The sequence below is a fragment of the Mesocryomonas fontinalis genome, assembly GCF_055730125.2.
In genome coordinates this window covers 252,287-274,031 of sequence record NZ_JBUZWG020000001.1, presented here as the reverse complement: position 1 = coordinate 274,031, position 21,745 = coordinate 252,287, and the positions used below count along the sequence as shown (strand labels likewise).

The window sequence follows — 21,745 nt, the reverse complement described above, 5'->3', positions numbered from 1 at the left end:
TTGCGATCATGTATAGACATATTATGCCGGCGCGCAAGACGAGACGCCGCGGGAAAGGACCCTTCGATGACGACGATCCACGCAGAGCATGCCCTCCTCCCGGACGGCTGGAAAGCCGATGTGCGGCTTGAGATCGCGGAAGGCCGCATCGCCGCGGTCACCGCCGGGGCGCGGCCGGGGGCGGGCGATGCGCGCCATGCCATTCTCGTGCCGGCCATGCCGAACCTCCACAGCCACGCCTTCCAGCGCGGCATGGCCGGCCTTGCCGAAAGCCGCGGCCCGGGCGTCGACAGCTTCTGGAGCTGGCGCGAGACCATGTACCGCTTCGTACTGTCGATGACGCCGGACGACGTGGAGGCCGTAGCAGCCCAGCTCTACGTCGAGATGCTGGAGGCCGGCTTCGCCCGCGTCGGCGAGTTCCACTATCTCCACCACGACACCGACGGCCGCGCTTACACCGACATCGCCGAGATGGCCGCCTCGATCGCCGCGGCCGCCTCCGCCACCGGCATCGGCCTGACACTGCTGCCGGTCTTCTACGCGCATTCCGGCTTCGGCGGCGCCGCGCCGAACGAGGGCCAGCGCCGCTTCGTCAACAATCTCGACGGCTTCTCCCGCCTGCTGGACGGCTGCTCCGCTGCGCTGAAACCCCTGCCGACCGCCGTTCTCGGCGTCGCCGCGCACAGCCTGCGTGCCGTCACGCCCGAAGAACTCGCCGACATCAGTCGCCTCCGCCCAGACGATCCCTTCCATATCCACGTCGCCGAGCAGGTGAAGGAAGTCGAGGATTGCCTCGCCTGGTCCGGCCAGCGTCCGGTAGAATGGCTGCTCGCCCACGCCGACATCGACCGCCGCTGGTGCCTGATCCACGCGACCCACATGACGGAGGTCGAGGCCCGCGGCATGGGCGAGAGCGGTGCCGTCGCCGGCCTCTGCCCGGTCACCGAGGCCAATCTCGGCGACGGCATTTTTCGCGCCGGCGATTTTCTTGCCGCTGGCGGGCGGTACGGTGTCGGCTCGGATTCGAACGTCTTGATCGGCGTCCCCGACGAGCTGCGCCAGCTCGAATACTCGCTCCGGCTGGAACAGCGCAGCCGCAACGTCCTTGCCGCGCCGGGCGGCTCCACCGGCCGGGCGCTGTTCGATGCGGCGCTCTCCGGTGGCGCTGCGGCGCTCGGCGGCGGCGCGGCCGGCCTCGCGACAGGCGCAGCGGCCGACTTCGTGACGCTGGACGCGAACCACCCTGCCCTCCTCGGCAAGACGGGCGACCAGATCCTCGACGCCTGGATCTTCGCCGCCTCGCGACCGGCGATCGAAAGCGTCTGGGTGGCCGGCTGCCTGCAGGTCGAAGGCGGCCGCCACCGTCACCGCGACACCATCTACCGCCGCTTCAGGGCGACCATCGTGGCACTCCAGGCGCGGCACTGATCGGAGCGAACCTCGAAGGTCATCAAGTGCCGCATTGGGTTTCGTCATCCTCGGGGCTTCAGCCCCGGGGATCCCTGCCGCTGCGTCAAACTTCGCTGAACCAAGCCACGAGAGCAGAGCCATGGGCCACGGGCAAATGCGCGAGGATGACGGAATTGAAAACCCGAGGATCGTCGACGAGGTTCTGCGGCCGAACGCTCAACCCGCTGATGAAATTTTTCGCGTTTTTCCATCTGCTCAATGATTGACATCGCCATTCGTCCCCGCTTGTTATGTCTAGGCTTAATCCGCCAGTTTTCTGGCCTCCCGCTCACCTGGCCGCCTCCCCGGCCCTTGCACTCCACCGGAGACCGCCATGAACAAACGCTTCCTGATGAAAGCCGTGCTCGGCCTGTCGCTGGCCTTGTCCCTGCCGGCGGTCTCGGCACAGGCCGAGGATGCGCTGGTGCGGGTCAAGGCCGCCGGCGTGATGAAGGTCGGCACCGAGACCGCCTTCGCGCCGTTCGACTTCATCGACGAGGCGGGCGAGCATGCCGGCCTCAACGTCGACCTGTTCGAGGAGATCGGCAAGGAACTCGGCGTCAAGATCGAATGGGTCGAGCTGCCGTGGGATGGCGTCTTCCCGGCGCTCGAGGCCGGCCAGTTCGACATGGTCGCTGGCCCCGCCACCATTACCAAGAAGCGCTCGGAGACCTTCCGCTTCCTGTCGCCTATCGCCGAGGCGACCGTCGCGCTGCTGAAGCAGAAGGGCAACACGGCCGTGATGAAGCCGGAAGACATCGCCGGCAAGCTGGTCGGCGCCGGCAAGGCGACCTCGCAGCTCGAGCAGGTCAAGACCTTCGGCGCCACCTTGCCGGGCGGCGTCGAGACGCGTGAATATGTCGGCTTCAACGAGGCCTATGCCGATCTCGCCACCGGCCGCATCGCCGCCGTCGCCAACTCGCTGCCGAACATCGCCTACGTCGCCTCGCAGAAGCCCGACACGTTCGAGGTCGTGCTGCCTTCCTTCGGCACCAAGACCTATTTCGGCTTCATCGGCACCAAGAAGCCCGAGGACGCCGCCCTGCTCGACGCCGTCCAGGCCGCGCTGGTCAAGATCAAGGCCGACGGCCGGATGAAGACCGCTCAGGAGAAGTGGTTCGGGACCGCGTTTGATACGCCGAACGAAGTGCCGACCCCCGCCCTCTGATCACCACTGCAGGGCCGCGCGGGCTTTCCCGCGCGGCCCTTTTTCCGACCGACCGAGCGAGAGGGTCGTAGGCGCATGCCCCCAAAACTGTTCGAGCTGATGCTCTGGGCCGCCGGCTACACCGTCGTCATCAGCTTTGTCTCGATCGCCATCGGCCTGGTGATCGGCATCGGTGTCTGCGCGGCCAAGCTTTCCGCCAGCCGCTGGCTGAGCGTGCCCGCGACCGTCTTCATCAGCTTCTTCCGCGGCGTGCCGATGCTGGTGCAGCTGCTGCTGATCTACAATCTTCTGCCGACGCTGGGCCTTTCCGTGCCGAGCGTCGTCGCGGCGATCGTCGGCATGTCGCTCTGCACCGCCGCCTACCAGGCCGAAAACCTGCGCGGCGGCTTCAACAGCGTGCCGAGGGGCCTGCTCGAGGCGGCCGAGATGGTCGGCCTGTCGCCGGCGCAGCAGCTGCGCCGCATCCGTGCGCCGATCGCCATCCGCCTGACGCTGCCCGCGCTCGTCAACGAGGCGATCCTGATCCTCAAGGCGTCCTCGCTGATCTCGGTGGTCGGCGTGATCGAGCTGACCCGCATGGCGCAGAACCTCTCCGCCAGCACCTACAAGCCGCTGCTCTATTACGCGGTCGCCGGCGCCTTCTACTTCCTGATCAACTGGGTGGTCTCCTCGGGCGGCTTGGCTCTCGAACGCCGCCTGCGGACGGAGCGCGCATGACCCTCGACGTCGCCCTGATCGGCCAGGAGATGCCGGCGATCCTCGCCGGTCTCTCGGTGACCATCGGCCTCTGGCTCGTCTCCACCTTTCTCGGTCTGGTGCTCGGCTTCGTCGTGGCGGCACTGCGCCGTTTCGGACCGCGACCGCTCGACTGGCTGCTGAAGGCCTATGTCGACGTGTTCCGCGGCACGCCCTTCCTGGTGCAGCTGTTCCTGCTCTATTTCGGCGGGCCCTTCATCGGCATCTCGCTCGACCCGATCCCTTGCGGACTGCTCGGCCTGACCGTCTACGGGGCCGCCTATTTCAGCGAGATCTTCCGGGCCGGTTTCAAGGCGGTGCCGAAGGGCCATGTCGAGGCGGCCGAATGCGTCGGCCTCAGCCAGATGCAGATCCTCCGCCGCATCCTGGTGCCGGAGATGACGGTGCTCGTCCTGCCGCAGCTGGTGAACCTTGCCATCATCCTGATCAAGGAGACCGCGGTCCTCTCGATCATCACCGTTCCGGAGATGACCATGGTGATCTCCGCCATCGGTTCGCAGCAATATGCCTTCGTCGAGGCGCTGTTCCTGCTCGCCCTCTTCTACTGGGCCCTGGTCGAGATCACCGGCGCCCTCGGCCGGCTGGCGGAAGGCCGACTGTCCAAATTCAGGTTCGCGCACTCATGATCTCCGCCCCTTCCGCCTCCGGCACCCCGGCCGTTCCCGCCGTCTCCGTCGCCAACCTCAGCAAGCGCTATGGCGCGACCGAGGTACTGCACGGCATCGACCTCGAGATCGCCGAGGGCGCGACGACCTGCCTGATCGGTCCCTCCGGCTCCGGCAAGAGCACGCTTCTGCGCTGCATCGCCTTTCTCGAGGAGGCGACGTCCGGCTTCATCACCGTGCATGGCCAGCCACTTGGGTTTTCGGAAGGACCGGGCGGCAAGCGGGTGAAGCTTCCGGCGCACAACGTGCGCTCGGTGCGCTCGCAGATCGGCATGGTGTTCCAGCAGTTCAATCTCTGGCCGCACATGACCGCACTCGGCAATGTCTGCGAGGCGCTGGTGACGGTGCAGAAGATGTACCGCAAGGACGCCGAGGAGCGCGGCATGGAACAGCTGAAGAAGGTCGGCCTCGAGAACCGCGCCCACCATCTGCCCTCGCAGCTCTCCGGCGGCCAGCAGCAGCGCGTCGCCATCGCCCGCGCCCTGACGCTGCAGCCGCGCATCCTCCTGTTCGACGAGCCGACCTCCTCGCTCGACCCCGAGCTCACCGGCGAGGTGCTGAACGTCATGCGCGCGCTCGCCGCCGACGGAATGACCATGGTCGTCGTCACCCACGAGATCGGTTTCGCCGCCTCGGTCGGGCAACGCATCGCCTTCCTCGACCACGGCAAGCTCCTGCTCAACGGCACGCCGCAGGACGTGTTCTCCAAGCCGCAGCATCCCCGTCTCCAGCAGTTCCTCGAAACCTATCTGGACAGGGGCGCCGCGACGCTCCTGTGAGGGAGGTCGAGGGCACGCCCCCACAGGAACGCGCCGACGGAGGATCGCGCCATGGACGCCGCAGCACCAACATGACCGCCGCCGAGGTTACCGCCGAGGCCACCGCCGACAAGGCGAAGCCGGAATCGCTGCACCAGCGCATCCTCGCCGATATCGAGGGCCGGATCCTCTCGGCCGAATGGCCGCCAGGACGGCAGATCCCGTTCGAGCAGGACCTTGCCGTCCACTACGGCTGCTCGCGGATGACCGTCAACAAGGTGATGACCCAGCTTGCCGCCGCCGGGCTGATCGAGCGGCGGCGCAAGGCCGGCAGCTTCGTGCGCCGGCCGCAGTCCTACTCCGCCGTGCTGGAGATCATCGACATCGGCAAGGAGGTCGAGGCGCTGGGCCTTCCCTATCGCTTCGAGATCACCCGCGCGGACCGCCGCGCCAGCACCCGGCTCGATGCGTCCCGGCTGGAATTGCGGGCGCCGGCGGAGATGCTCGATATCGTCTGCCGCCACTTTGCCGCCGACCAGCCGTTCTGCGTCGAGGACCGCCTGATCAATCTCGACGTCGTGCCGGACGCAGCCGCAGCCGATTTCACCACGCTTTCACCCGGCGCCTGGCTGGTCGCGGAGGTCCCGTGGACGATGGCCGAGCACAAGATCCGTGCCATCGGGGCCGACAAGGCGGCTGCCGAGGCGCTCGGCATTGCCGTCGGCACGCCGTGCCTGTCGATCGAGCGCCGCACCTGGCGCACCGACCGGCCCGTCACCTTCGTCCGCCTGACCTATCCTGGCGACGGCCACGAGGTGCTCGCCCGTTTCGCGCCCTCGCAGGCCTGAACCGGCCGCGTCAGCCGCCAGCGAGCACCGCCAGCGCGCCACCGGCGCCCGGCCGGATCGCGGCACAGAGCGCGACCAGCAGCGCCGGCTCGCTCAGCACGGCGGCGACTGCCTCGGCATCCCGTCCGGGCTCGCGGTCCTCCGTCATCACCGGCACTACGCCGCGGATCGCCGCGAACAGCGCCTGCGTCGCCGGCGCCAGTTGCGGCAGACCGCGGAGGTCGACGGCCTGTGCCGCCGTCAGGGCCTCGATCGCCATCAGCAGATGGAACAGGGCCAGCTGCTCTTCCAGCTTGCGGATGGCGAGGTGGGTGTGCGGCGCGTGATCCTCGACCCCTTCCGACACCGGCAGCGCGTCGAGGCTGGCGGGCATCGCCTTCAGGCGGATCTCGGCGTGCAGGGCGGCCGCCGTCTTCTGCAGCGAGTTCAGCCCGTTCGACGCCCCACCGACCGGCGACAGGTATTTCGGCAGGCCCGACAGCGCGGGGTTCATCAGCTTGGTCGTGCGGTAGAAACTGGCGGTCGCCAGATGCGTCACCGCGATCGCCGCCGTATCGAAGGCCAGCGCAATCGACGGCGTGTGAAAATTGCCGGATGAGAGAATGAGCCCGTCCTCCACCAGCACCAGCGGGTTGTCCGGCGCACCGTTGATCTCGGTTTCGACGGCGATGACCGCCGCCTTGAGGCTCGCCAGCATCGGCCCGGTGATCTGCGATAAAACGCGAAAGCTCAGCGCGTCCTGGATCTTGCGCGCGGCACCCGGCTCGCCGAGCGCGCTGCCGGCGAGGATCGCCCGGAACACGGCGGCCGCCCGCGCCTGCCCGGCTGCCGGCCGGGCGGCGGCGAGGCGGGCGTCGAAGATCGCGGGATTGCCGGCATAGCCTTCGAAGGACAGGCCGGCGGTCACGCTGGAGAGGAGCACGAGGTCGGCAAGGTCGCGCAGCACGGCCGCGCCGTAGGCGGCAGCCGGTGCGCTGCTGTTGAGGAGGCCGAGCCCATCCTTCGGCCCGAGCACGGCCGGCGCGAGTCCGGCAGCCGCCAGCGCCTCGGCCGCGGGGGTGCGGACGCCGCCGACCCAGAATTCGCCGAGGCCGATCACCGCCGCGGCCATGTGGGCGCAGAGGCCGAGATCGCCGCCGCCGATCGAGCCGCGGCCGGGGATCACCGGCGTCAGCCCGACATCGTACATCGCCATCACCGCATCGAGCACTGCCGGCGAAATGCCAGCGCCCCCGGTCGTCAGCCCGATGATGCGGCAGAGGAACATGCCCCGCGAGACGGCTTCACCGAAAGGCTCGCCCATGCCGATGCAGCGGCCGCGCACCACCTGGACCTGAAAGGCGTCGACCTCCTCGCGCGACAGGCGGAAGCCGAGATTGCCTCCAAGGCCGGTGTTGAGGCCGTAGATCGGCTCGTCGCCTTCGGCATAGCGGTCGACGATCGCCCGCGCCGCCGCCACCCGCGCCCGCGCCGCCGGATCGAGCGCCAGCCGCGCCCCCGGCGCGGAGGCCCGTGCCAGCCATGTGAGGTCGACCGGTCCGCCGCCGATGGTGAAAATGCTCATGCCGCTGCTCCCTGTCGGCTGTTCCCGCGTCGCCAGCCTTGCCCGGCGGTCCTCGCAGCACGGCGAGCCTGCTACGGCCGATCCGGCGAACGACCGCCGAGTTCTGTCGGTCATTGCCGCGCTGCCGGCAGGCATACGACCAGTCGGCAGGACCCCGCAACTTGCGCACGCTCGGCCTTGGCAGATCAGGCCAGGAACGCTCTGCGAAAGGCGGCGCCCTGTCCCGTCTCGCACGCCCTTGCTATGCTGATCAAACGAACATCTGTTGCGGAATAGAACCATGATCTCAGCGGCCGACAAGCCGGCGACGTCCGATCTCTTCCGCCAGCGGCTGCAGCAGGTCATCGCCCGCTCCGGACTGAACCAGGCCGCCTTCTCGCGCTTCACCGGCGTCGACCGCTCGACGCTATCGCAGCTTCTCACCGCCGACAGCCCGCGCCTGCCGCGGGCCGACACGCTGATCGCCATCGCCTCGACCTGCCGCATCTCGGTCGACTGGCTGCTCGGCCTCACCCAGCGCGAGGAGGTGGGCGCCGAGATCATCGAGGCCATGTTGCAGATCGAGCCGCACACCCGCGGGCCGATCGACGAGCAGTTCGTGCTCTGGCTGCGCGAGGCCGAGGGCCTGCGCATCCGCACGGTTCCGGAGACCTTTCCGGACTTCCTGAAGACCGAGGACGTGCTGCGCTACGAATACCGCAGCAGGAGTTTCGGCACGCCCGACAATGCGGTGGAGGCGGTGGACGCGCGGCTGTCGGTGATGCGGCGGCCGGACAGCGAGCTGGAGGTCTGCACCTCGGTCCAGGCATTGGCGACGCTCGCCACCGGCCAGGGCAAGTGGGACGGCCTGCCGCGGGCGATGCGCCGGGCGCAGCTCGAGCACCTGATCGCACTCTATGCCGAGTTCTACCCGAGCCTTCGGATTTACTGCTACACGCTGAGCGAGGTCTATTCGAGCCCGTTCACGGTGTTCGGGTCAAAGCGCGTCGCCCTGTTTCTCGGCAACAGCTACCTGGTCCTCAACTCGGTCGATCACGTCCGCCTGTTCGGCCGCCGCTTCGACGAGCTGATCCGGCTGGCCGTGGTCCAACCGCACCAGATGACCGCCTTCCTGACCGAACTGATCGGCGAGGTGAAATAGCGCTTCCGGCAGGCGAGCGGGCTGACACGCTGCCTCCAACGCCGGCTGCCTCGGCTACGCCGCCCTGATTGCGCGCGGATGCACGACGCTGTCATGCCCGCTGAGGAGGAAGCGGCGGGCGACGTCGGCGTAGCCGTCATAGACGTGGCCGCCGTTTTCGCGGATCAGCCGGTCGCGGTTCGCCCGGTACCAGGCGGGGATCTCGTACCAGGGCATGGCCGGCCGCTCGTGGTGCACCGCGTGCAGGTTGTTGAACAGGAAGAGCGGCCCGAGGATCCAGGAATTCTCGACGATGGCCGTGCGCTCGGCGACGCCATCCGCGGCCTTGTGCTCGGCGAAGGACCGGATCAGGAGGAGCGAGATCGCGGGATAAATCACGAGACCGAGATAGGTGCCGAGCGGGAGGTCGCAGACGGCGACCAGCCAGAACACCACCGCGGCGACGCCGATGAGATGCTCGCCCCAGGCCCGCACGGCGACCTTGTCGCCTTGGCGCAGCTTCACCGCCTCGTCGGCAAGGAAATGGCCGACCGCCCAGACCGGGCCGATCACCAGCCGGCCGAGCAGCGTCTTCTGCAGCTTCAGGAGATAGCGGCCGAATGGGCCGAGCGTCGCAAAATCTTCGGCGGTGACGTAGCGCGATTCCGGATCGTCCAGCGGATCGGTCAACCGGTCGTCGCAGTGATGGCGCAGATGCGCCAGCCGGTAGGTCTCGTAGGGCATCCACAGAGAGAGCGGGATCACCGCCAGCATCTTGTTGATGGTCCGCGACCGGGTGGGATGGCCATGCAGGATCTCATGCTGCAGCGAGGAATGCCAGGCCACCAGCCAGGCGCACAGCGGCGCGAAGACGAAGAGCGGCATTTTTGCGTGGAAGAAGGTTAGTCCCAGGAAACCGCCATAGATGAAGGCCGCCAACGCTACCGTCGGCCACTCCACTCCGCGCCGCGCCGCTACCCGTCCCATTCGAATCGTTCCATCCATGAGTCACACTTTCCCGTGAGGTCAATGTCAGGGTGCAGTGCGGGGCATGGGGACGCAACGATGATACGGCGACATCTCGATACGTTAAGAGCGGTAAACCATCTATCTGATGGAATAATATCAATTTGTATGGCTTTGTAATCAATCGTGGATGTTCAGACCGGGTCCCGCACTGGCGCGTCAGCACCGCGCAAGGCAGATCGAGGCGGATTTGCCGTAGACGGGGGCGGTGGCGGGTTGCCGCTCTTCCGTTCCTGCCGGACGCGCGGCATGTTCAGCGGAACAGACCGCACCGGGAGCTCTTCGATGACCGTCAGTGCCCCGTCTGCCCCGGCATCCGCTTCTCACCCGGCAACCGCGGTCGCCAATGCGCGGATGTATGCGTCATCGCCCGGCATCGAGGACGCCTGGCGCGCGCTGCTCGTCCACGTCGCCGAGGATGCGGGCGTGCCGCTGGCCTACCTGCCCTATCCGGCACCGGCGCCGATGGACGTGCTCTGGTCCCGTCCCGATCTCGGTTGCGCGCTGATGTGCGGCTACCCCATCGCCCTCGGCCTGTCGCCGGTGGTGCCGATCGCCGCGCCCGTACCCTCGGCGTCTTGGGCCGCCGGGCGCGCGGTCTACCGCACCGACCTGATCGTCCGGCGCGACGCCCCCTTCCGCACGCTGGAGGACAGCTTCGGCGGCCGCATCGGCTGGACGGTCGAGCACTCGCATTCCGGCTTCAACGCCGTACGCCACCACCTTCTCGCCTACCGCACGCCGGCGCGCCCGGCGCTCTACAAAGTCTCGGTCGGCCCGCTCGTCACCCCGCGCGGTGTGCTCGACGCCGTGCTCGCCGGCACGATCGATGTCGGCCCGCTCGACGCCTACTGGCACCTTCTCATCCGCCGCGCCGACCCCGCGCTGCTCGACGGCATCCGCGTCATCGCCTCCACCGCGACCGCGCCGATGCCGGCCTTCGTCGCCGCCGCGGGGACCGACCCGGCCGCCATCGCCGCCCTTCGCACGGCCCTCGTCGGGGCCTCGGCCCGGCCTTGGTTCGCCGAACTCGCGCTACCGCTCTGCCTCGACGGTTTCGCCGCGGTCGACCAAGCGACCTTTGCCCCGACGCTTGCCTGGGATGTCGAGGCCCGCGCTGCCGGCTATGACCGGCCTGACTGAATCAATCGATCCGGCCGAACGATACCACTTAACCAATCCATTGGATCGATTGACCCCAAGGCTCTAGCATCTTTGAATATCGAGGAGCCTTGCATGTCCGTCCCACGCCCCGTCCAAGCCCGTTCCAGCTTCCTCGCCGGCATCGACTGTCCGATGGAGATCATCCGCCAGTTTACGCCCAACTGGTTCGCGGTCCCCATGGGCACCGGCATTCTTGGCCTGGCGCTGGCGCAGCTCGGCGGGCTCCACCGTTTGATGCCGCTCCTCGGCGAAGCGCTCTGGATCGCCGCCACGCTGCTCTTTCTCGTTTCCTGCGGTCTCTACGCCGCGCGCTGGATCCTCTTCACCGCAGAGGCCCGGCGCGTCTTCGGCCATTCCATCGTATCGATGTATCTCGGCTGCATCCCGATGGCGCTGGCGACGGTGATCAACGGCATCCTGGTCTTCGCCGTGCCGCATGTCGGCGACGTCGCGGTCGCTGCCGCGCATGCGCTGTGGTGGGTCGATGCCGCCCTTGCCGTCGCCGTCGGCATCGCCGTGCCTTTCCTGATGTTCACCCGCCAGGTCCATTCGGTCGAGCAGATGACCGCGGTCTGGCTGCTGCCGGTGGTGGCGTCCGAGGTTGCCGCGACGTCCGCCGGCCTCCTCGCCCCGCATCTTAACGACCCGCAGGCGGCGCTCGCGGTGCTGGTCGCCGGATACGCGCTCTGGGCGCTGTCGGTGCCGATCGCCTTCAGCATTCTCGTGGTGCTGCTGCTGCGAATGGCGGTGCACAAGCTGCCGCCGGCGGCGATGGCCGCGTCGAGCTGGCTGGCGATGGGGCCGATCGGCACCGGGGCGCTGGCGCTGATGCTGCTCGGCGGGGCGGCACCTGCGATCTTCGCCGCCAGTGGCTCGGCGCCACTCGCTGCCGCAGGTCCCGTCGCCGAGGGCATCGGCCTCGTCGGCGGCCTGCTGCTCTGGGGCTACGGCCTGTGGTGGCTGGCGATCGCGCTGCTCGTCAGCGCCCGCCATTTCGGCGAAGGCCTGCCGTTCAACCTCGGCTGGTGGGGCTATGTCTTCCCGCTCGGCGTCTACACGCTGGCGAGCCTGAAGCTCGCCGCCCTCCTGCCGATCCCCGCTCTGCACGGTTTCGGCGTCCTCCTGGTCTGCCTCCTCGCCGCGATCTGGCTCATCGTCGCGGCCCGCACCCTCAACGGCGCCTGGCGCGGCGATCTGTTCAAGGCGCCTTGCCTTGCGGCCGCGCCGTGATCGACCGGTCGCGGAACGAAAAGCACAGTCTCAGCCGCTCTCCGCCACCGCGGCGAGGAACGCCGTCGCCGCCCGGCTTTCATGCCGCCGCACCGGCCGAACCGCGTGGAAGCCCCGCTCTGGCAGCGCGATCGGCAGCACCGCCAGCGTCCCCGCCCGCACCTGCGCGGAGACGACGAGGCTGAAGAGCAGGCTGATGCCCGCCCCCGCCTCCACCGCCGCCCGCACCGCCTCGTTCGACGGCAGTTCCAGCGCGACGGTGACCGGCGGAACACCCCAGCCCGCCAGCGCCGCTTCGAGGATAGCGCGGGTACCCGAGCCCCGCTCGCGCATGACGAAGTCCTCCCCGGCGAGATCGCTGGGTTCGATCGAGCGGCGCTGAGCAAGCCGGTGGCCGGCCGCCACCACCAGCGCCAGCCGGTCCACCGCCACGCGCTCCAGCTGCAGCTCGGGCGAGGCCACGGCATCCTCGATGAAGCCGAGGTCGGCCTCGCCCTCCGCCACCGCGGCGCAGACCCGGCTGGTGTTGGCAATGACCAGCGTCGCCGCAATGCCGGGATGCCGCTGGCGAAAGCGGTGCATCACCGCCGGCAGGACATAGTTCGCCACCGTCTGGCTGGCCGCGAGCGCCAGCTGTCCGCGGCGGAGGCCGGTGAGATCGTCGAGCACCAGCGCTGCCTCCTCCGCCCGCGCCAGCACCGCGCGCGCCTCAGCGAGGAACAACCGGCCGGCCTCGGTCAGCGCGATCCGCCGGCCGATCCGGTCGAACAGCTTCACGTCGTGCCGCTCCTCCAGCGCCGCCACCGCGCTGGAGGTCGCCGACTGCGTGAGGTTCAGACGCTTCGACGCCTCGGTCACATGCTCGAGTTCGGCGACGGCGACGAAGATCCGCAGCTGCTCCAGCGTCATGGCGTGCTCCTGTCCGGTGTCCGCTCACCGCGTGGCGAAACGCCGAAACGGTCGCGGTAGCTGCGGGAGAAATGGCTGGCGCTGGCGAAACCTGTCGCGAGGCCCACCTCGGTCACCGGCAGGCTGGTCTGGCGCAAGAGGTCGCGCGCCCGGTCGAGCCGGAGGCCGAGGTAGAAGCGCTCGGGGCTGGTATCGAGATGCGCCTGGAACAGCCGGTCGAGCTGGCGCAGCGACAGCCCGGCCGAGGCCGCCAGCGCGGCGCGGGGAAGCGGCGTCTCCAGCGCCGCCTCCATCTTCTCAACGACCGCCTCCAGCTTGCGGTTGACGATGCCGAGCCGGGCGCGGGGTCCCAGCCGCTGGTCGCCGCTCCCCGGTCGCACATGCGCCTGCAGGAACCAGTCGCTCACCGCCCGCGCGAGCGCCGGCCCGTGCGCCGCGGCGATCACCGCATGCATCATGTCGAGCGCCGCGACGCCCCCGGCAGAGGTCATCCGCCGTCCGTCGATCGCGTAGAGCGAGGCGACCAGTTGCACCGCCGGAAACGCCTCGCGAAACGACGGCGCATGCTCCCAGTGCACCGTCGCCCGCCGGCCGTCGAGCAGGCCGGCCTTGGCGAGAATGTACGGCCCGCCCGAGACGCCGCCGATGACGGCGCCGCGGCTGGCCATCGCCCGCAGCCAGGCGAAGGCCGCCGCCTCCTCGTACGCCGCCGGATTGCCGCCGGCGCAGACCAGCACCATGCCGGCATCCTCGCGCGGATCGAGGCCACCATCGACGGCAAATTCCATCCCGTTCGAGGCCGCGACCGGCTGCCCGTCGATCGAGATATGCCGCCAGCGGTAGAGGTCCCGCTTCGCCAGCGTATTGGCGGCGCGCAGCGGCTCCAGTGCCGCAGCATAGGACATCAAGGCGAAGCCCGGCACGAGCAGCAGCGTCACCCGCTCCTGCGCTGGCGCCGATGCTGCGGCGACGAACCGCGCCTCGTCGGTTTCGATGTCTTTCTGGATCAAGGAAGCGGCGCTCCTGAGCAAGATCTCCTTCTGAAGTGCCGCATGATGGCAGCCAGCACAAGCACGATCTCCGGGGACGGCCCGCATGCGCTATTCCATCTTCTCGCTCGCGCTGAATGCGCTGAGCGGCCACCGCCGCTGGCAGCCGGCATGGCGAAAGGCCGCGCCGCAAGCGGAATACGACGTCATCATCGTCGGCGGCGGCGGCCACGGCCTCGCCACCGCGCATTATCTGGCGCGGAACCACGGGATCACCCGCGTCGCCGTCCTCGAGAAGGGCTGGATCGGCTCCGGCAATGCCGGGCGCAACACCACCATCATCCGCTCCAACTACATGCTGCCCGGCAATTCCGCCTTCTACGAGCTGTCGATGAAGCTCTGGGAGGGGCTGGAGCAGGACCTCGACTACAACGCCATGGTCTCGCAGCGCGGCGTCATCAACCTCTTTCACTCGGACGCGCAGCGCGACGCCTACATCCGGCGCGGCAATGCGATGATGATGGAGGGGATCGACGCCGAGCTTCTGGAACGCCGCGACCTACAGCGCGAACTACCCTTCCTCGCCTTCGACGATGCGCGATTTCCCATCAAGGGCGGCCTCGCCCAGCGCCGCGGCGGCACCGCCCGGCACGACGCGGTAGTCTGGGGCTATGCGCGCGCCGCCTCCGACCGCGGCGTCGACATCATCGAGAACTGCGAGGTCACCGGCTTCATCCGCAACGCCGCCGGCGCGGTCACCGGCGTCGAGACCAGCCGCGGCGCGATCCGCGCGGGAAAGGTCGGCATGGCCGTCGCCGGCAACTCCTCGCGGGTCGCCGAGATGGCCGGCCTGCGCCTGCCGATCGAGAGCCACGTGCTGCAGGCCTTCGTCTCCGAGGCGATCAAGCCGTTCATCGACACCGTCGTGACGTTCGGCGCCGGACACTTCTACATCTCGCAGTCGGACAAGGGCGGCCTCGTCTTCGGCGGCGACATCGACGGTTACAATTCCTACGCCCAGCGCGGCAACCTGCCGACCGTCGAGGATGTCTGCGAGGGCGGCATGGCGCTGATGCCGGCGATCGGCCGGGTGCGGATGCTGCGCTCCTGGGGCGGCATCATGGACATGACGATGGACGGCTCGCCGATCATCGACAAGGCCCCGGTCGAGGGCCTCTACGTCAATGCCGGCTGGTGCTATGGCGGCTTCAAGGCGACGCCCGCCTCCGGCCACTGCTTCGCCCAGTTGATCGCGACCGGCGCGCCGCATCCCGTCGCCAGCGCCTACCGGCTCGACCGCTTCGCGCGCGGCTACACCATCGACGAGAAGGGCCAGGGCGCCCAGGCGAACCTGCATTGACCGGGCGCGCCGCGACTTGGCCCCGCCCCTCCTGTTCCCGTTCCTGGGGAGTCCTGACATGCGCTTAGACTGTCCCTATTGCGGCCCGCGCGACCTGCGCGAGTTCAGTTTTCTCGGCGATGCCGAAGCCGCCGGAACCGGTCTTCCCGACGCCACCCCGGCTGCCGGAGAGGCAGGCGCTGACGAGGCGGCGCGGGTCTATCTCCGGGCCAATCCGGCCGGCCGGCACCGTGGCCTCTGGTATCACGAGGCCGGCTGCCGGGCCTGGCTCGCCGTCGAGCGCGACACCCGCACGCACGAGATCTACAGCGTCGAACTCGCCCGGCGGGAGACATCGGCATGAACGCCAGACGGGATATAAGCCGGCTTAGCACGGACGGCCTCGTCGACCGCAGCCGGCCGCTCGGCTTCACCTTCGATGGCAATTCCTATCGCGGCTATGCCGGCGATACGCTGGCCTCCGCCCTGTTGCGCTCGGGCGTCAAACTCGTCGGCCGCTCGTTCAAGTATCACCGCCCGCGCGGCGTGATGACGGCCGGCCCCGAAGAGCCGAACGCGCTGGTCGAGCTGCGCGAGGGCGCGCGCCGCGAGCCGAACTGCAAGGCGACGACGGTCGAGCTCTACGACGGCCTCGTCGCCCGCAGCCAGAACCGCTGGCCCTCGCTCGCTTTCGACGTCGGCGCGGTCAACGGCCTCGCCTCGCCGCTGCTGGTGGTCGGCTTCTACTACAAGACGTTCAAATGGCCGGCCGCCCTGTGGGAGAAGCTCTACGAGCCGGCGATCCGCCGCGCCGCGGGGCTCGGCCGCTCGAGCGGGCTCGCCGATCCCGACGTCTACGAAAAGGCCTTCGCCTTCGCAGACGTGCTGGTCATCGGCGCCGGCCCGGCGGGCCTTGCCGCAGCGCTCGCCGCCGGCCGCGCCGGTGCCCGCACGATCCTCTGCGAGGAGGATTTCGTGCTCGGCGGCCGCCTTCTCGCCGAGCGCGACACGGTGGATGGACAGTCCGCCGCGGCCTTTGCGAGCCGCGCGGTGGAAGAGTTGCAGGCGCTGCCGAACGTCACGCTGATGCCGCGCACCGCGGTATTCGGCGCCTATGACGGCGGCACTTTCGGCGCCCTCGAAAAGGTCTCGGACCACCTTCCGGTCCCCGCCGCCGGCCAACCGCGGCAACGACTCTGGCAGATCGTCGCCCGGCGCACGGTGCTCGCGAGCGGCGCCGTCGAGCGGCCGCTGGTGTTTGCCGGCAACGACCGGCCCGGCGTCATGCTGGCCTCGGCGGTGCGGACCTATCTCCAGCGCTTCGGCGTCGTGCCGGGCCGGCAGGCCTCGGTCTTCACCAATGGCGACGACGGCTGGCGCACCGCCTTCGACCTTGCCGAGGCCGGCGCTACCGTCGAGGCGATCATCGACGTCCGCGGCGAGGTCGACCCGGCGCTGATCGAGCGGGCGGGCCGCCTCGGCGCGCGGATCGTTCTCGGCGGCCGGGTGACGGCGACGCACGGCGGCAAGACGCTCGACGAGATCGCCATCACTGGCGCCGACGGCGTGAGGCGGCGCATCCCGAGCGACCTCCTCGCCGTCAGCGGCGGCTGGAACCCGATGCTGGCGCTCTCGACCCATCTCGGCGGCCGTCCCGCCTGGTCGGACAACGCCGCCGCCTTCCTGCCGGGCGCCGCCCTGTCGAAAGGGATGGCGGTCGCCGGCGCTGCCAACGGCACGATGTCGCTCGGGCGCGGCCTCGCCGAAGGACATGCCGCTGGCGTCGACGCTGCCCGGAGCCTCGGCTTCGGCGCCGATCCGGGCGACGCCCCGACGGCGGCCGATGAATCCACCGCGCTCACCGCCTTCTGGCACGTCGCCGGCAAGGGCAAGGCCTTCGTCGACTTCCAGCACGACGTCACCGCCGACGACATCGCCCTCGCTCACCGCGAAGGATTTCGCTCGGTCGAGCTGCTCAAACGCTACACGACGCTCGGCATGGCGACCGACCAGGGACGGCTGTCCAACGTCAACGGCCACGCCATCTTGGCCGAGCTTGCCGGGCGCCCGATCCCCGAGGTCGGCACCACCGTCGCGCGGCCGCCCTATGCGCCAGTGGCGATCGCCGCCTTCGCCGGTCACGCCCGCGGCCGGCACTTCAAGCCGACGCGCATCACGCCCGGCCACGCCCATGCCGCCGAGCAAGGCGCCAGCTTCGTCGAGACCGGTCTCTGGCTGCGGCCGCAATGGTTCGCGCGGGCTGGCGAAAAAGACTGGCTGGAGACGGTGACGCGGGAGGCGCGGAGCGTGCGCGCGGCCGTCGGGATCACCGATGTCTCGACCCTCGGCAAGATCGACGTCCAGGGGCCCGACGCTGCCATTTTCCTCGACCGGCTCTACATCAACGACTTTGCGGGCCTTGCCGTCGGCCGGGCGCGCTATGGCGTCATGCTGCGCGAAGACGGCTTCGTGCTCGATGACGGCACCACCGCAAGGCTCGGCGCCGAGCATTTCCTTGTCTCGACCACCACCGCCAATGCGGCGCGGATCATGAAGCACATGACCTTCGCCTCCGACGTGCTGTGGCCGGACCTCGACGTCCAGCTGGCCTCGGTCACCGACGCCTGGGCCGCCATGGCCGTCGCCGGCCCGAAATCCCGCGACCTCCTGGAGCAGCTGTTCGGCGACACCATCGATCTCTCCAACGCGGCCTTCCCCTTCATGGCGGTCGCCGGCTTCGACTGGGCCGGCGTGCCGGTCCGGCTGTTCCGCATCTCCTTTTCCGGCGAGCTCGCCTACGAGGTTGCCGTCCCCGCGAACTACGGCGACGCCCTCTCCCGCCGTCTCCTGCAGGCCGGCGAGCCTTTCGGCGCCATGCCCTACGGCACCGAGGCGCTTGGCGTGCTCCGCGTCGAGAAGGGGCATGTCTCCGGCAACGAGCTCTCCGGCACCACCACCGCCGGCGACCTCGGCCTCGGCCGGATGATGTCGGCGAAGAAGCACTTCATCGGCAAGCGGCTCGCCGCGCGCGAGGGCCTCGTCGCCGAAGACCGCCTGCGCCTTGTCGGCTTCCGGCCGGTCGATCCCGCCCTTAAGGTCTCGGGCGGCGTGCATTTCGTGCGGACCGGGGCGGAGCCGACGACCGCCAACGATGACGGCTACGTCACCTCCACCGCGTTCTCGCCGGCGCTCGGGCAATGGATCGGCCTCGGACTCCTCAAGCGCGGGCCGGAGCGGATCGGCGAGCGGATGCGCGCCGTCGATCTCCTGCGCCGGACCGAGGTCGAGATCGAGATCTGCTCGCCGCATTTCGTCGACCCCGAAGGGAAGCGCCACCATGCTTGAGCCGCTCGCTCCCGTCTCGGCCTTCGCCGCCCTTGCCCGGCCGACCCCGCCGAGCGGCACCGCCGGCGTCACCGCCGCCGAACGGCTCGGCCTCGGCATCGCCACCGTCACGCTGCGTCGAGGCGCCCGCGAGGGTCTTGCCGATACCCTCGCTGCGGCACATGGCCTGACGCTGTCCGACGGACCGAGCGTCTCGGTCGGCAGAGACCTCGCCCTCATCGGCACCGGGCCGCGCAGCTGGCTCGCTTTGCAGCCGGGCGGTGGCTGGCGTTTTGCCCGCAGTCTCGCCGCAACGCTCGACGGGGTCGCCGCGGTCGCCGACCAGTCCTCCGGCTATGCCGTGCTGCGGCTCACCGGACCGAGCCTGCGTGCCACGCTCGCCAAGGGCGTACCGATCGACCTGCACCCCTCGGCCTTCCAGCCTCGCGACGCGGCGGTGACGCTCGCCGGCCATGTCGGCATCGTGCTCTGGCAAGTCGACGCCGCCCCGACCTTCGACATCGCGATCTCCCGCAGCTACGCCGCCAGCTTCTGGCACTGGCTGGAAGCCGGCGCCGCCGAATTCGGCCTCGCCGTCGCCAGCCAGACCGACTGACAGGCGCGGAGCAATAGTCCCCAAACACCAGGACACCCGGGATCTCGCGATCCCGGGTGTCCTCGTCTCAGATAAATCCGGCCGGAAGCCGAGACGTCAGTGCGTCTCGCCGACGGCCTTTTCCGCCGCGATGATCGTCGCGCGACGCTTCTCGATTTCGGCGCCGATCGGCGGGCCGGCGAAGCGCTTCTGCTCGAAGGCGAACCAGACGATGGCGGCGACGACGAGGAAGCCGAGGGTGATATAGAGGGCATTGCCGTTCGGCGGCTGGACGCCGAGGACGAAGATCAGCGCCATCGCGAGGATCGACAGCACCGCGACCGCCATGAAGGCGCCGCGGCCAATGCTCCAGGGGCCCATCGCCGGCCATTTGGCGGTGCCGTAGGCGAACAGGCCGCAAGCGATCGGGATGGCGAAGGAGAAGAACAGGAAGATCACCGTGCAGGAGACGACGATCGCATAGGCCGACGCCTCGCCGAAGCTGATCAGCGAGGTGCCCCAGACGAACAGCACGGAGGCGATCGAGCCGGCCCAGATCGCCGCCACCGGCGTGCGGAAGCGCGGATTGACCTTGGCCAGCGCCCGCGAGGCCGGCAAGCCGCCGTCGCGCGAGAAGGCGAAGATCATCCGCGAGACCGAGGTCACCGTGGCGAGGCCGCAGAGGAACTGCGAGAGGAAGATCGCGGCGTAGAGCACGTTGCGGATCGCCGCGGGTACCTGGGTGTCCATCGCCCAAAAGAACACGTTCCAGCCCTGCGCTGCCGCCGCGTCCATGTCGGGGATCAGCAGCACGAAGGAGCAGAGCATGATGTAGCCGGCAAGGCTCGACCAGACGACGGCCGAGATCATGCCGCGCGGCACCGAGCGGGCGGCATCGCGGGTCTCTTCGGAGGTGTGGGCCGAGGCGTCATAGCCGGTGATGGTGTAGATCGGCAGCAGCAGGCCGAGGAGGAAGGCCCAGCCGGTCGAGACCTCCGGCCAGACATTGCCGCCGGCCGCACCGGAGTAGTTGTGGAAGGTGAACAGCCGGGCCACGTCGTACGACGGCGCGAAGGCGAGGCAAGCGATCGACAGCGCGATCGCGGTGACGAAGATCAGCGATCCCGAGAAGTCGATCAGTTTCGCGGTCAGGCCGATGCCGACATGGTTGATCACCGCCTGCAGGCCGGTGATCACCACGATGAAGCCGATGCGGGTGCCGATCGTGTCGACCATCCCAAGCATCGGGCCGAAAGAGCCGAAGAAGAAGTAGTAGGTGCCGACGTTGATGGCGCCCAGCACGGTGACGAGGCCGAGCAGGTTGAACCAGGCGGTCAGCCAGCCGATGAAGCGGTTTCCGAGAATCGAGCCCCAGTGGTAGAGGCCGCCCGCGGTGGGATAGGCCGAGGCGATCTGCGCCATGGCGATGGCGAAGACCGCCGAGATCAGGCAGCCGAGCGGCCAGCCGATGCCGATCGCCGCGCCGCCGGCGCCCGAGGTCGCCTGCGCCAGCGAGTTGATGCCGCCCGACAGGATGCAGATGATCGAGAAGGAGATCGCGAAGTTCGAGAAGCCGCCCATCCGGCGCTCCAGTTCCTGCGCATAGCCCATCGAATGCAGGACCTGCATGTCGGCGTGCTTCTCCTTGTCGGAATAGCCCCTCGGTTCCACGATATCCGCCATGCTGCCCTGCCCTCGAAGGAGTGAAACGATCGGGCAAGGCCGCGGAGAAGCCCCTTTCCAGAGACGTTCCCCGCCGCCACTTTTTCGCCCGAATTGGATCAAATCAGAGTTATCTGGGGAATCCAAGCGATCCAACAGCGCCGCAGGCGGTTACGCGGCGATTTATTCGGCAGCCGGAAATTCTGCCTTAAATATCATCATTCTCAGGCGAAGAATTGGGGCGGCTAGACCCGACCATCGGCCATTCCGGGAAGCGTGGCACCCGCAGCTGGCCCTCAGCCCGCCTGCCGCGAGAGGCCGGCGTGGCTACCCTAGCTCTCGCGTTCGCCGGCGCGGCGCGGTGCAACCTCGGCCTGGCGTGCGTCGTCGACTTCGACCTCGATGGAATCCGCATGCCGCTCGGGCGCTGCGGCGTCCGCCTCCACGGTGCGGTAGCCGAGAGCCTCCTCCTCCTCCCGGTTCACCGGGTCCTGCACCAGGAAGTCGTCGAAGCTGGTGCCACCCGGCCGCACCAAGGCCGAGCGACCTCGCCGCCGCCCGGCCCGATCGGCGACGAGGCTGGCACGACCGGTACCGGACGGGCCTGGGCTCGGCGCCGGCACGAACAGCGCCGAGCGGTCGACGCGGCTCTCGGCGGGCGAATGATGGTCCTTCCGGGTGCCGCCCGGCACCGTCCGCCGGTCGCTCGCCCCAAGGCTGCGCCATTTGTCGACGCTCGCCGGCGTCTCAAGGGCACCGCGTTCGCCGAGAATGTCGCGGACCCTGCCGAGACCGGCCGCATGTGCCTGCAGCGTGACAATATAGCCGGTCCGCTGCCCATCCTCCGCACCCGCCTCGCGCTCGTCATGCGGCATGAACAGGTCGCCGAGCATTTCGAAGAAGCCCTTGCGGTGTCGCTCGCCCCGCGTGTCGGCACCTTCGACCAACATGATCTCGTCGCGGGAAACGCCCGCGTCGACGATCCGGGCGATGGCGATCTCGGCGTCCATGCGGCTGCCGAAAAAGGCGGTCAGCATCTGGCTATTGGGGGTATCGGATGGGGACATGGCAGAATCCTCGTGGGGTTGAGAAATCGCGCGGCGTCGTCGACGCCCGCCTGCTGCACTGTGAAAACGTCGATACCCCCGACCGGCTGGACTGGTCCTTCCCGGACGCCCG

Annotated in this window: 19 protein-coding genes; 13 read left to right on the top strand and 6 right to left on the bottom strand. The window is 69.0% G+C overall.

All coding sequences use genetic code 11. From position 1 onward, the window contains the following. The first annotated feature begins 66 nt into the window (after positions 1–66). From ACZL02_RS01275 to hutC, 6 genes are all read left to right on the top strand, one after another. Positions 67–1,428 (top strand): formimidoylglutamate deiminase, encoded by a 1,362-nt coding sequence (locus ACZL02_RS01275; protein ID WP_472938386.1) that lies wholly within the window; start codon positions 67–69, stop codon positions 1,426–1,428. 355 nt (positions 1,429–1,783) lie between these two features. Further along, entirely contained in the window at positions 1,784–2,617 is an 834-nt protein-coding gene (locus ACZL02_RS01270; RefSeq protein ID WP_472938385.1) for a transporter substrate-binding domain-containing protein, read from the top strand. A gap of 75 nt (positions 2,618–2,692) precedes the next feature. Continuing rightward, a complete protein-coding gene (locus ACZL02_RS01265) occupies positions 2,693–3,334 on the top strand; it encodes an amino acid ABC transporter permease (RefSeq protein WP_472938384.1) in 642 nt (213 codons plus the stop codon). Further along, positions 3,331–3,999: an amino acid ABC transporter permease gene (locus tag ACZL02_RS01260; protein ID WP_472938383.1), complete on the top strand. Its 669-nt coding sequence runs from the start codon at positions 3,331–3,333 to the stop codon at positions 3,997–3,999. The genes ACZL02_RS01265 and ACZL02_RS01260 overlap by 4 nt, the downstream gene beginning before the upstream one ends. After that, on the top strand, positions 3,996–4,817 hold the full coding sequence (locus ACZL02_RS01255) for an amino acid ABC transporter ATP-binding protein (RefSeq protein ID WP_472938382.1): 822 nt from the start codon (positions 3,996–3,998) through the stop codon (positions 4,815–4,817). The genes ACZL02_RS01260 and ACZL02_RS01255 overlap by 4 nt, the downstream gene beginning before the upstream one ends. A 71-nt stretch (positions 4,818–4,888) precedes the next feature. After that, positions 4,889–5,644, top strand: coding sequence for a histidine utilization transcriptional repressor HutC (gene hutC, locus ACZL02_RS01250; protein ID WP_472938381.1), 756 nt, complete (start codon positions 4,889–4,891; stop codon positions 5,642–5,644). A gap of 10 nt (positions 5,645–5,654) precedes the next feature. Here the strand turns inward: hutC and ACZL02_RS01245 are convergent, their stop codons facing one another. Beyond that, a complete protein-coding gene (locus ACZL02_RS01245; RefSeq protein ID WP_472938380.1) occupies positions 5,655–7,208 on the bottom strand; it encodes an HAL/PAL/TAL family ammonia-lyase in 1,554 nt (517 codons plus the stop codon). Between the two features lie 280 nt (positions 7,209–7,488). Between ACZL02_RS01245 and ACZL02_RS01240 the strand changes: the two genes are divergently transcribed. Next, a complete protein-coding gene (locus ACZL02_RS01240; RefSeq protein WP_472938379.1) occupies positions 7,489–8,349 on the top strand; it encodes a helix-turn-helix domain-containing protein in 861 nt (286 codons plus the stop codon). 54 nt (positions 8,350–8,403) lie between these two features. Here the strand turns inward: ACZL02_RS01240 and ACZL02_RS01235 are convergent, their stop codons facing one another. Then, positions 8,404–9,315, bottom strand: a complete 912-nt coding sequence (locus ACZL02_RS01235) for a fatty acid desaturase (protein WP_472938378.1) — start codon at positions 9,313–9,315, stop codon at positions 8,404–8,406. A 324-nt stretch (positions 9,316–9,639) separates the two neighbouring features. Between ACZL02_RS01235 and ACZL02_RS01230 the strand changes: the two genes are divergently transcribed. Both ACZL02_RS01230 and ACZL02_RS01225 read left to right on the top strand, forming a co-directional pair. Then, positions 9,640–10,497: a phosphate/phosphite/phosphonate ABC transporter substrate-binding protein gene (locus ACZL02_RS01230; protein ID WP_472938377.1), complete on the top strand. Its 858-nt coding sequence runs from the start codon at positions 9,640–9,642 to the stop codon at positions 10,495–10,497. A gap of 93 nt (positions 10,498–10,590) precedes the next feature. Further along, on the top strand, positions 10,591–11,748 hold the full coding sequence (locus ACZL02_RS01225) for a TDT family transporter (RefSeq protein WP_472938376.1): 1,158 nt from the start codon (positions 10,591–10,593) through the stop codon (positions 11,746–11,748). Between the two features lie 30 nt (positions 11,749–11,778). Here ACZL02_RS01225 and ACZL02_RS01220 read toward each other — a convergent pair whose 3' ends face one another. Then, positions 11,779–12,657 (bottom strand): LysR family transcriptional regulator, encoded by an 879-nt coding sequence (locus tag ACZL02_RS01220; RefSeq protein WP_472938375.1) that lies wholly within the window; start codon positions 12,655–12,657, stop codon positions 11,779–11,781. Continuing rightward, complete coding sequence (locus tag ACZL02_RS01215; RefSeq protein WP_472938374.1) at positions 12,654–13,667, bottom strand: GlxA family transcriptional regulator; 1,014 nt, start codon at positions 13,665–13,667, stop codon at positions 12,654–12,656. The genes ACZL02_RS01220 and ACZL02_RS01215 overlap by 4 nt, the downstream gene beginning before the upstream one ends. Before the next feature lie 85 nt (positions 13,668–13,752). On the opposite strand from ACZL02_RS01215, the gene ACZL02_RS01210 reads away from it, so the two are divergent. The 4 genes from ACZL02_RS01210 to ACZL02_RS01195 are packed head-to-tail and all read left to right on the top strand — an operon-like array spanning position 13,753 to position 18,925. After that, positions 13,753–15,006: a sarcosine oxidase subunit beta family protein gene (locus ACZL02_RS01210; RefSeq protein WP_472938373.1), complete on the top strand. Its 1,254-nt coding sequence runs from the start codon at positions 13,753–13,755 to the stop codon at positions 15,004–15,006. Positions 15,007–15,064: 58 nt separating this feature from the next. Then, on the top strand, positions 15,065–15,349 hold the full coding sequence (locus ACZL02_RS01205) for a sarcosine oxidase subunit delta (RefSeq protein ID WP_472938372.1): 285 nt from the start codon (positions 15,065–15,067) through the stop codon (positions 15,347–15,349). Next, positions 15,346–18,330 (top strand): sarcosine oxidase subunit alpha family protein, encoded by a 2,985-nt coding sequence (locus ACZL02_RS01200; protein ID WP_472938371.1) that lies wholly within the window; start codon positions 15,346–15,348, stop codon positions 18,328–18,330. Before ACZL02_RS01205 ends, ACZL02_RS01200 begins: the two co-directional genes overlap by 4 nt. Further along, a complete protein-coding gene (locus ACZL02_RS01195) occupies positions 18,323–18,925 on the top strand; it encodes a sarcosine oxidase subunit gamma (protein ID WP_472938370.1) in 603 nt (200 codons plus the stop codon). The genes ACZL02_RS01200 and ACZL02_RS01195 overlap by 8 nt, the downstream gene beginning before the upstream one ends. A gap of 96 nt (positions 18,926–19,021) precedes the next feature. Here ACZL02_RS01195 and ACZL02_RS01190 read toward each other — a convergent pair whose 3' ends face one another. Both ACZL02_RS01190 and ACZL02_RS01185 read right to left on the bottom strand, forming a co-directional pair. Next, positions 19,022–20,587: an amino acid permease gene (locus tag ACZL02_RS01190; RefSeq protein WP_472938369.1), complete on the bottom strand. Its 1,566-nt coding sequence runs from the start codon at positions 20,585–20,587 to the stop codon at positions 19,022–19,024. Positions 20,588–20,898: 311 nt separating this feature from the next. Further along, on the bottom strand, positions 20,899–21,633 hold the full coding sequence (locus ACZL02_RS01185) for a hypothetical protein (RefSeq protein ID WP_472938368.1): 735 nt from the start codon (positions 21,631–21,633) through the stop codon (positions 20,899–20,901). Between the last annotated feature and the right edge of the window lie 112 nt (positions 21,634–21,745).

Coding starts and splice junctions, on each gene's coding strand:
- ACZL02_RS01190 (WP_472938369.1), bottom strand. CDS start 20,587: ATGGCGGATATCGTGGAACCGAGGGGCTATTCCGACAAGGAGAAGCAC.
- ACZL02_RS01240 (WP_472938379.1), top strand. CDS start 7,489: ATGATCTCAGCGGCCGACAAGCCGGCGACGTCCGATCTCTTCCGCCAG.
- ACZL02_RS01225 (WP_472938376.1), top strand. CDS start 10,591: ATGTCCGTCCCACGCCCCGTCCAAGCCCGTTCCAGCTTCCTCGCCGGC.
- ACZL02_RS01195 (WP_472938370.1), top strand. CDS start 18,323: ATGCTTGAGCCGCTCGCTCCCGTCTCGGCCTTCGCCGCCCTTGCCCGG.
- ACZL02_RS01220 (WP_472938375.1), bottom strand. CDS start 12,657: ATGACGCTGGAGCAGCTGCGGATCTTCGTCGCCGTCGCCGAACTCGAG.
- ACZL02_RS01200 (WP_472938371.1), top strand. CDS start 15,346: ATGAACGCCAGACGGGATATAAGCCGGCTTAGCACGGACGGCCTCGTC.
- ACZL02_RS01185 (WP_472938368.1), bottom strand. CDS start 21,633: ATGTCCCCATCCGATACCCCCAATAGCCAGATGCTGACCGCCTTTTTC.
- ACZL02_RS01255 (WP_472938382.1), top strand. CDS start 3,996: ATGATCTCCGCCCCTTCCGCCTCCGGCACCCCGGCCGTTCCCGCCGTC.
- ACZL02_RS01270 (WP_472938385.1), top strand. CDS start 1,784: ATGAACAAACGCTTCCTGATGAAAGCCGTGCTCGGCCTGTCGCTGGCC.
- ACZL02_RS01260 (WP_472938383.1), top strand. CDS start 3,331: ATGACCCTCGACGTCGCCCTGATCGGCCAGGAGATGCCGGCGATCCTC.
- ACZL02_RS01205 (WP_472938372.1), top strand. CDS start 15,065: ATGCGCTTAGACTGTCCCTATTGCGGCCCGCGCGACCTGCGCGAGTTC.
- ACZL02_RS01245 (WP_472938380.1), bottom strand. CDS start 7,208: ATGAGCATTTTCACCATCGGCGGCGGACCGGTCGACCTCACATGGCTG.
- ACZL02_RS01265 (WP_472938384.1), top strand. CDS start 2,693: ATGCCCCCAAAACTGTTCGAGCTGATGCTCTGGGCCGCCGGCTACACC.
- ACZL02_RS01210 (WP_472938373.1), top strand. CDS start 13,753: ATGCGCTATTCCATCTTCTCGCTCGCGCTGAATGCGCTGAGCGGCCAC.
- ACZL02_RS01230 (WP_472938377.1), top strand. CDS start 9,640: ATGACCGTCAGTGCCCCGTCTGCCCCGGCATCCGCTTCTCACCCGGCA.
- ACZL02_RS01235 (WP_472938378.1), bottom strand. CDS start 9,315: ATGGGACGGGTAGCGGCGCGGCGCGGAGTGGAGTGGCCGACGGTAGCG.
- ACZL02_RS01275 (WP_472938386.1), top strand. CDS start 67: ATGACGACGATCCACGCAGAGCATGCCCTCCTCCCGGACGGCTGGAAA.
- hutC (WP_472938381.1), top strand. CDS start 4,889: ATGACCGCCGCCGAGGTTACCGCCGAGGCCACCGCCGACAAGGCGAAG.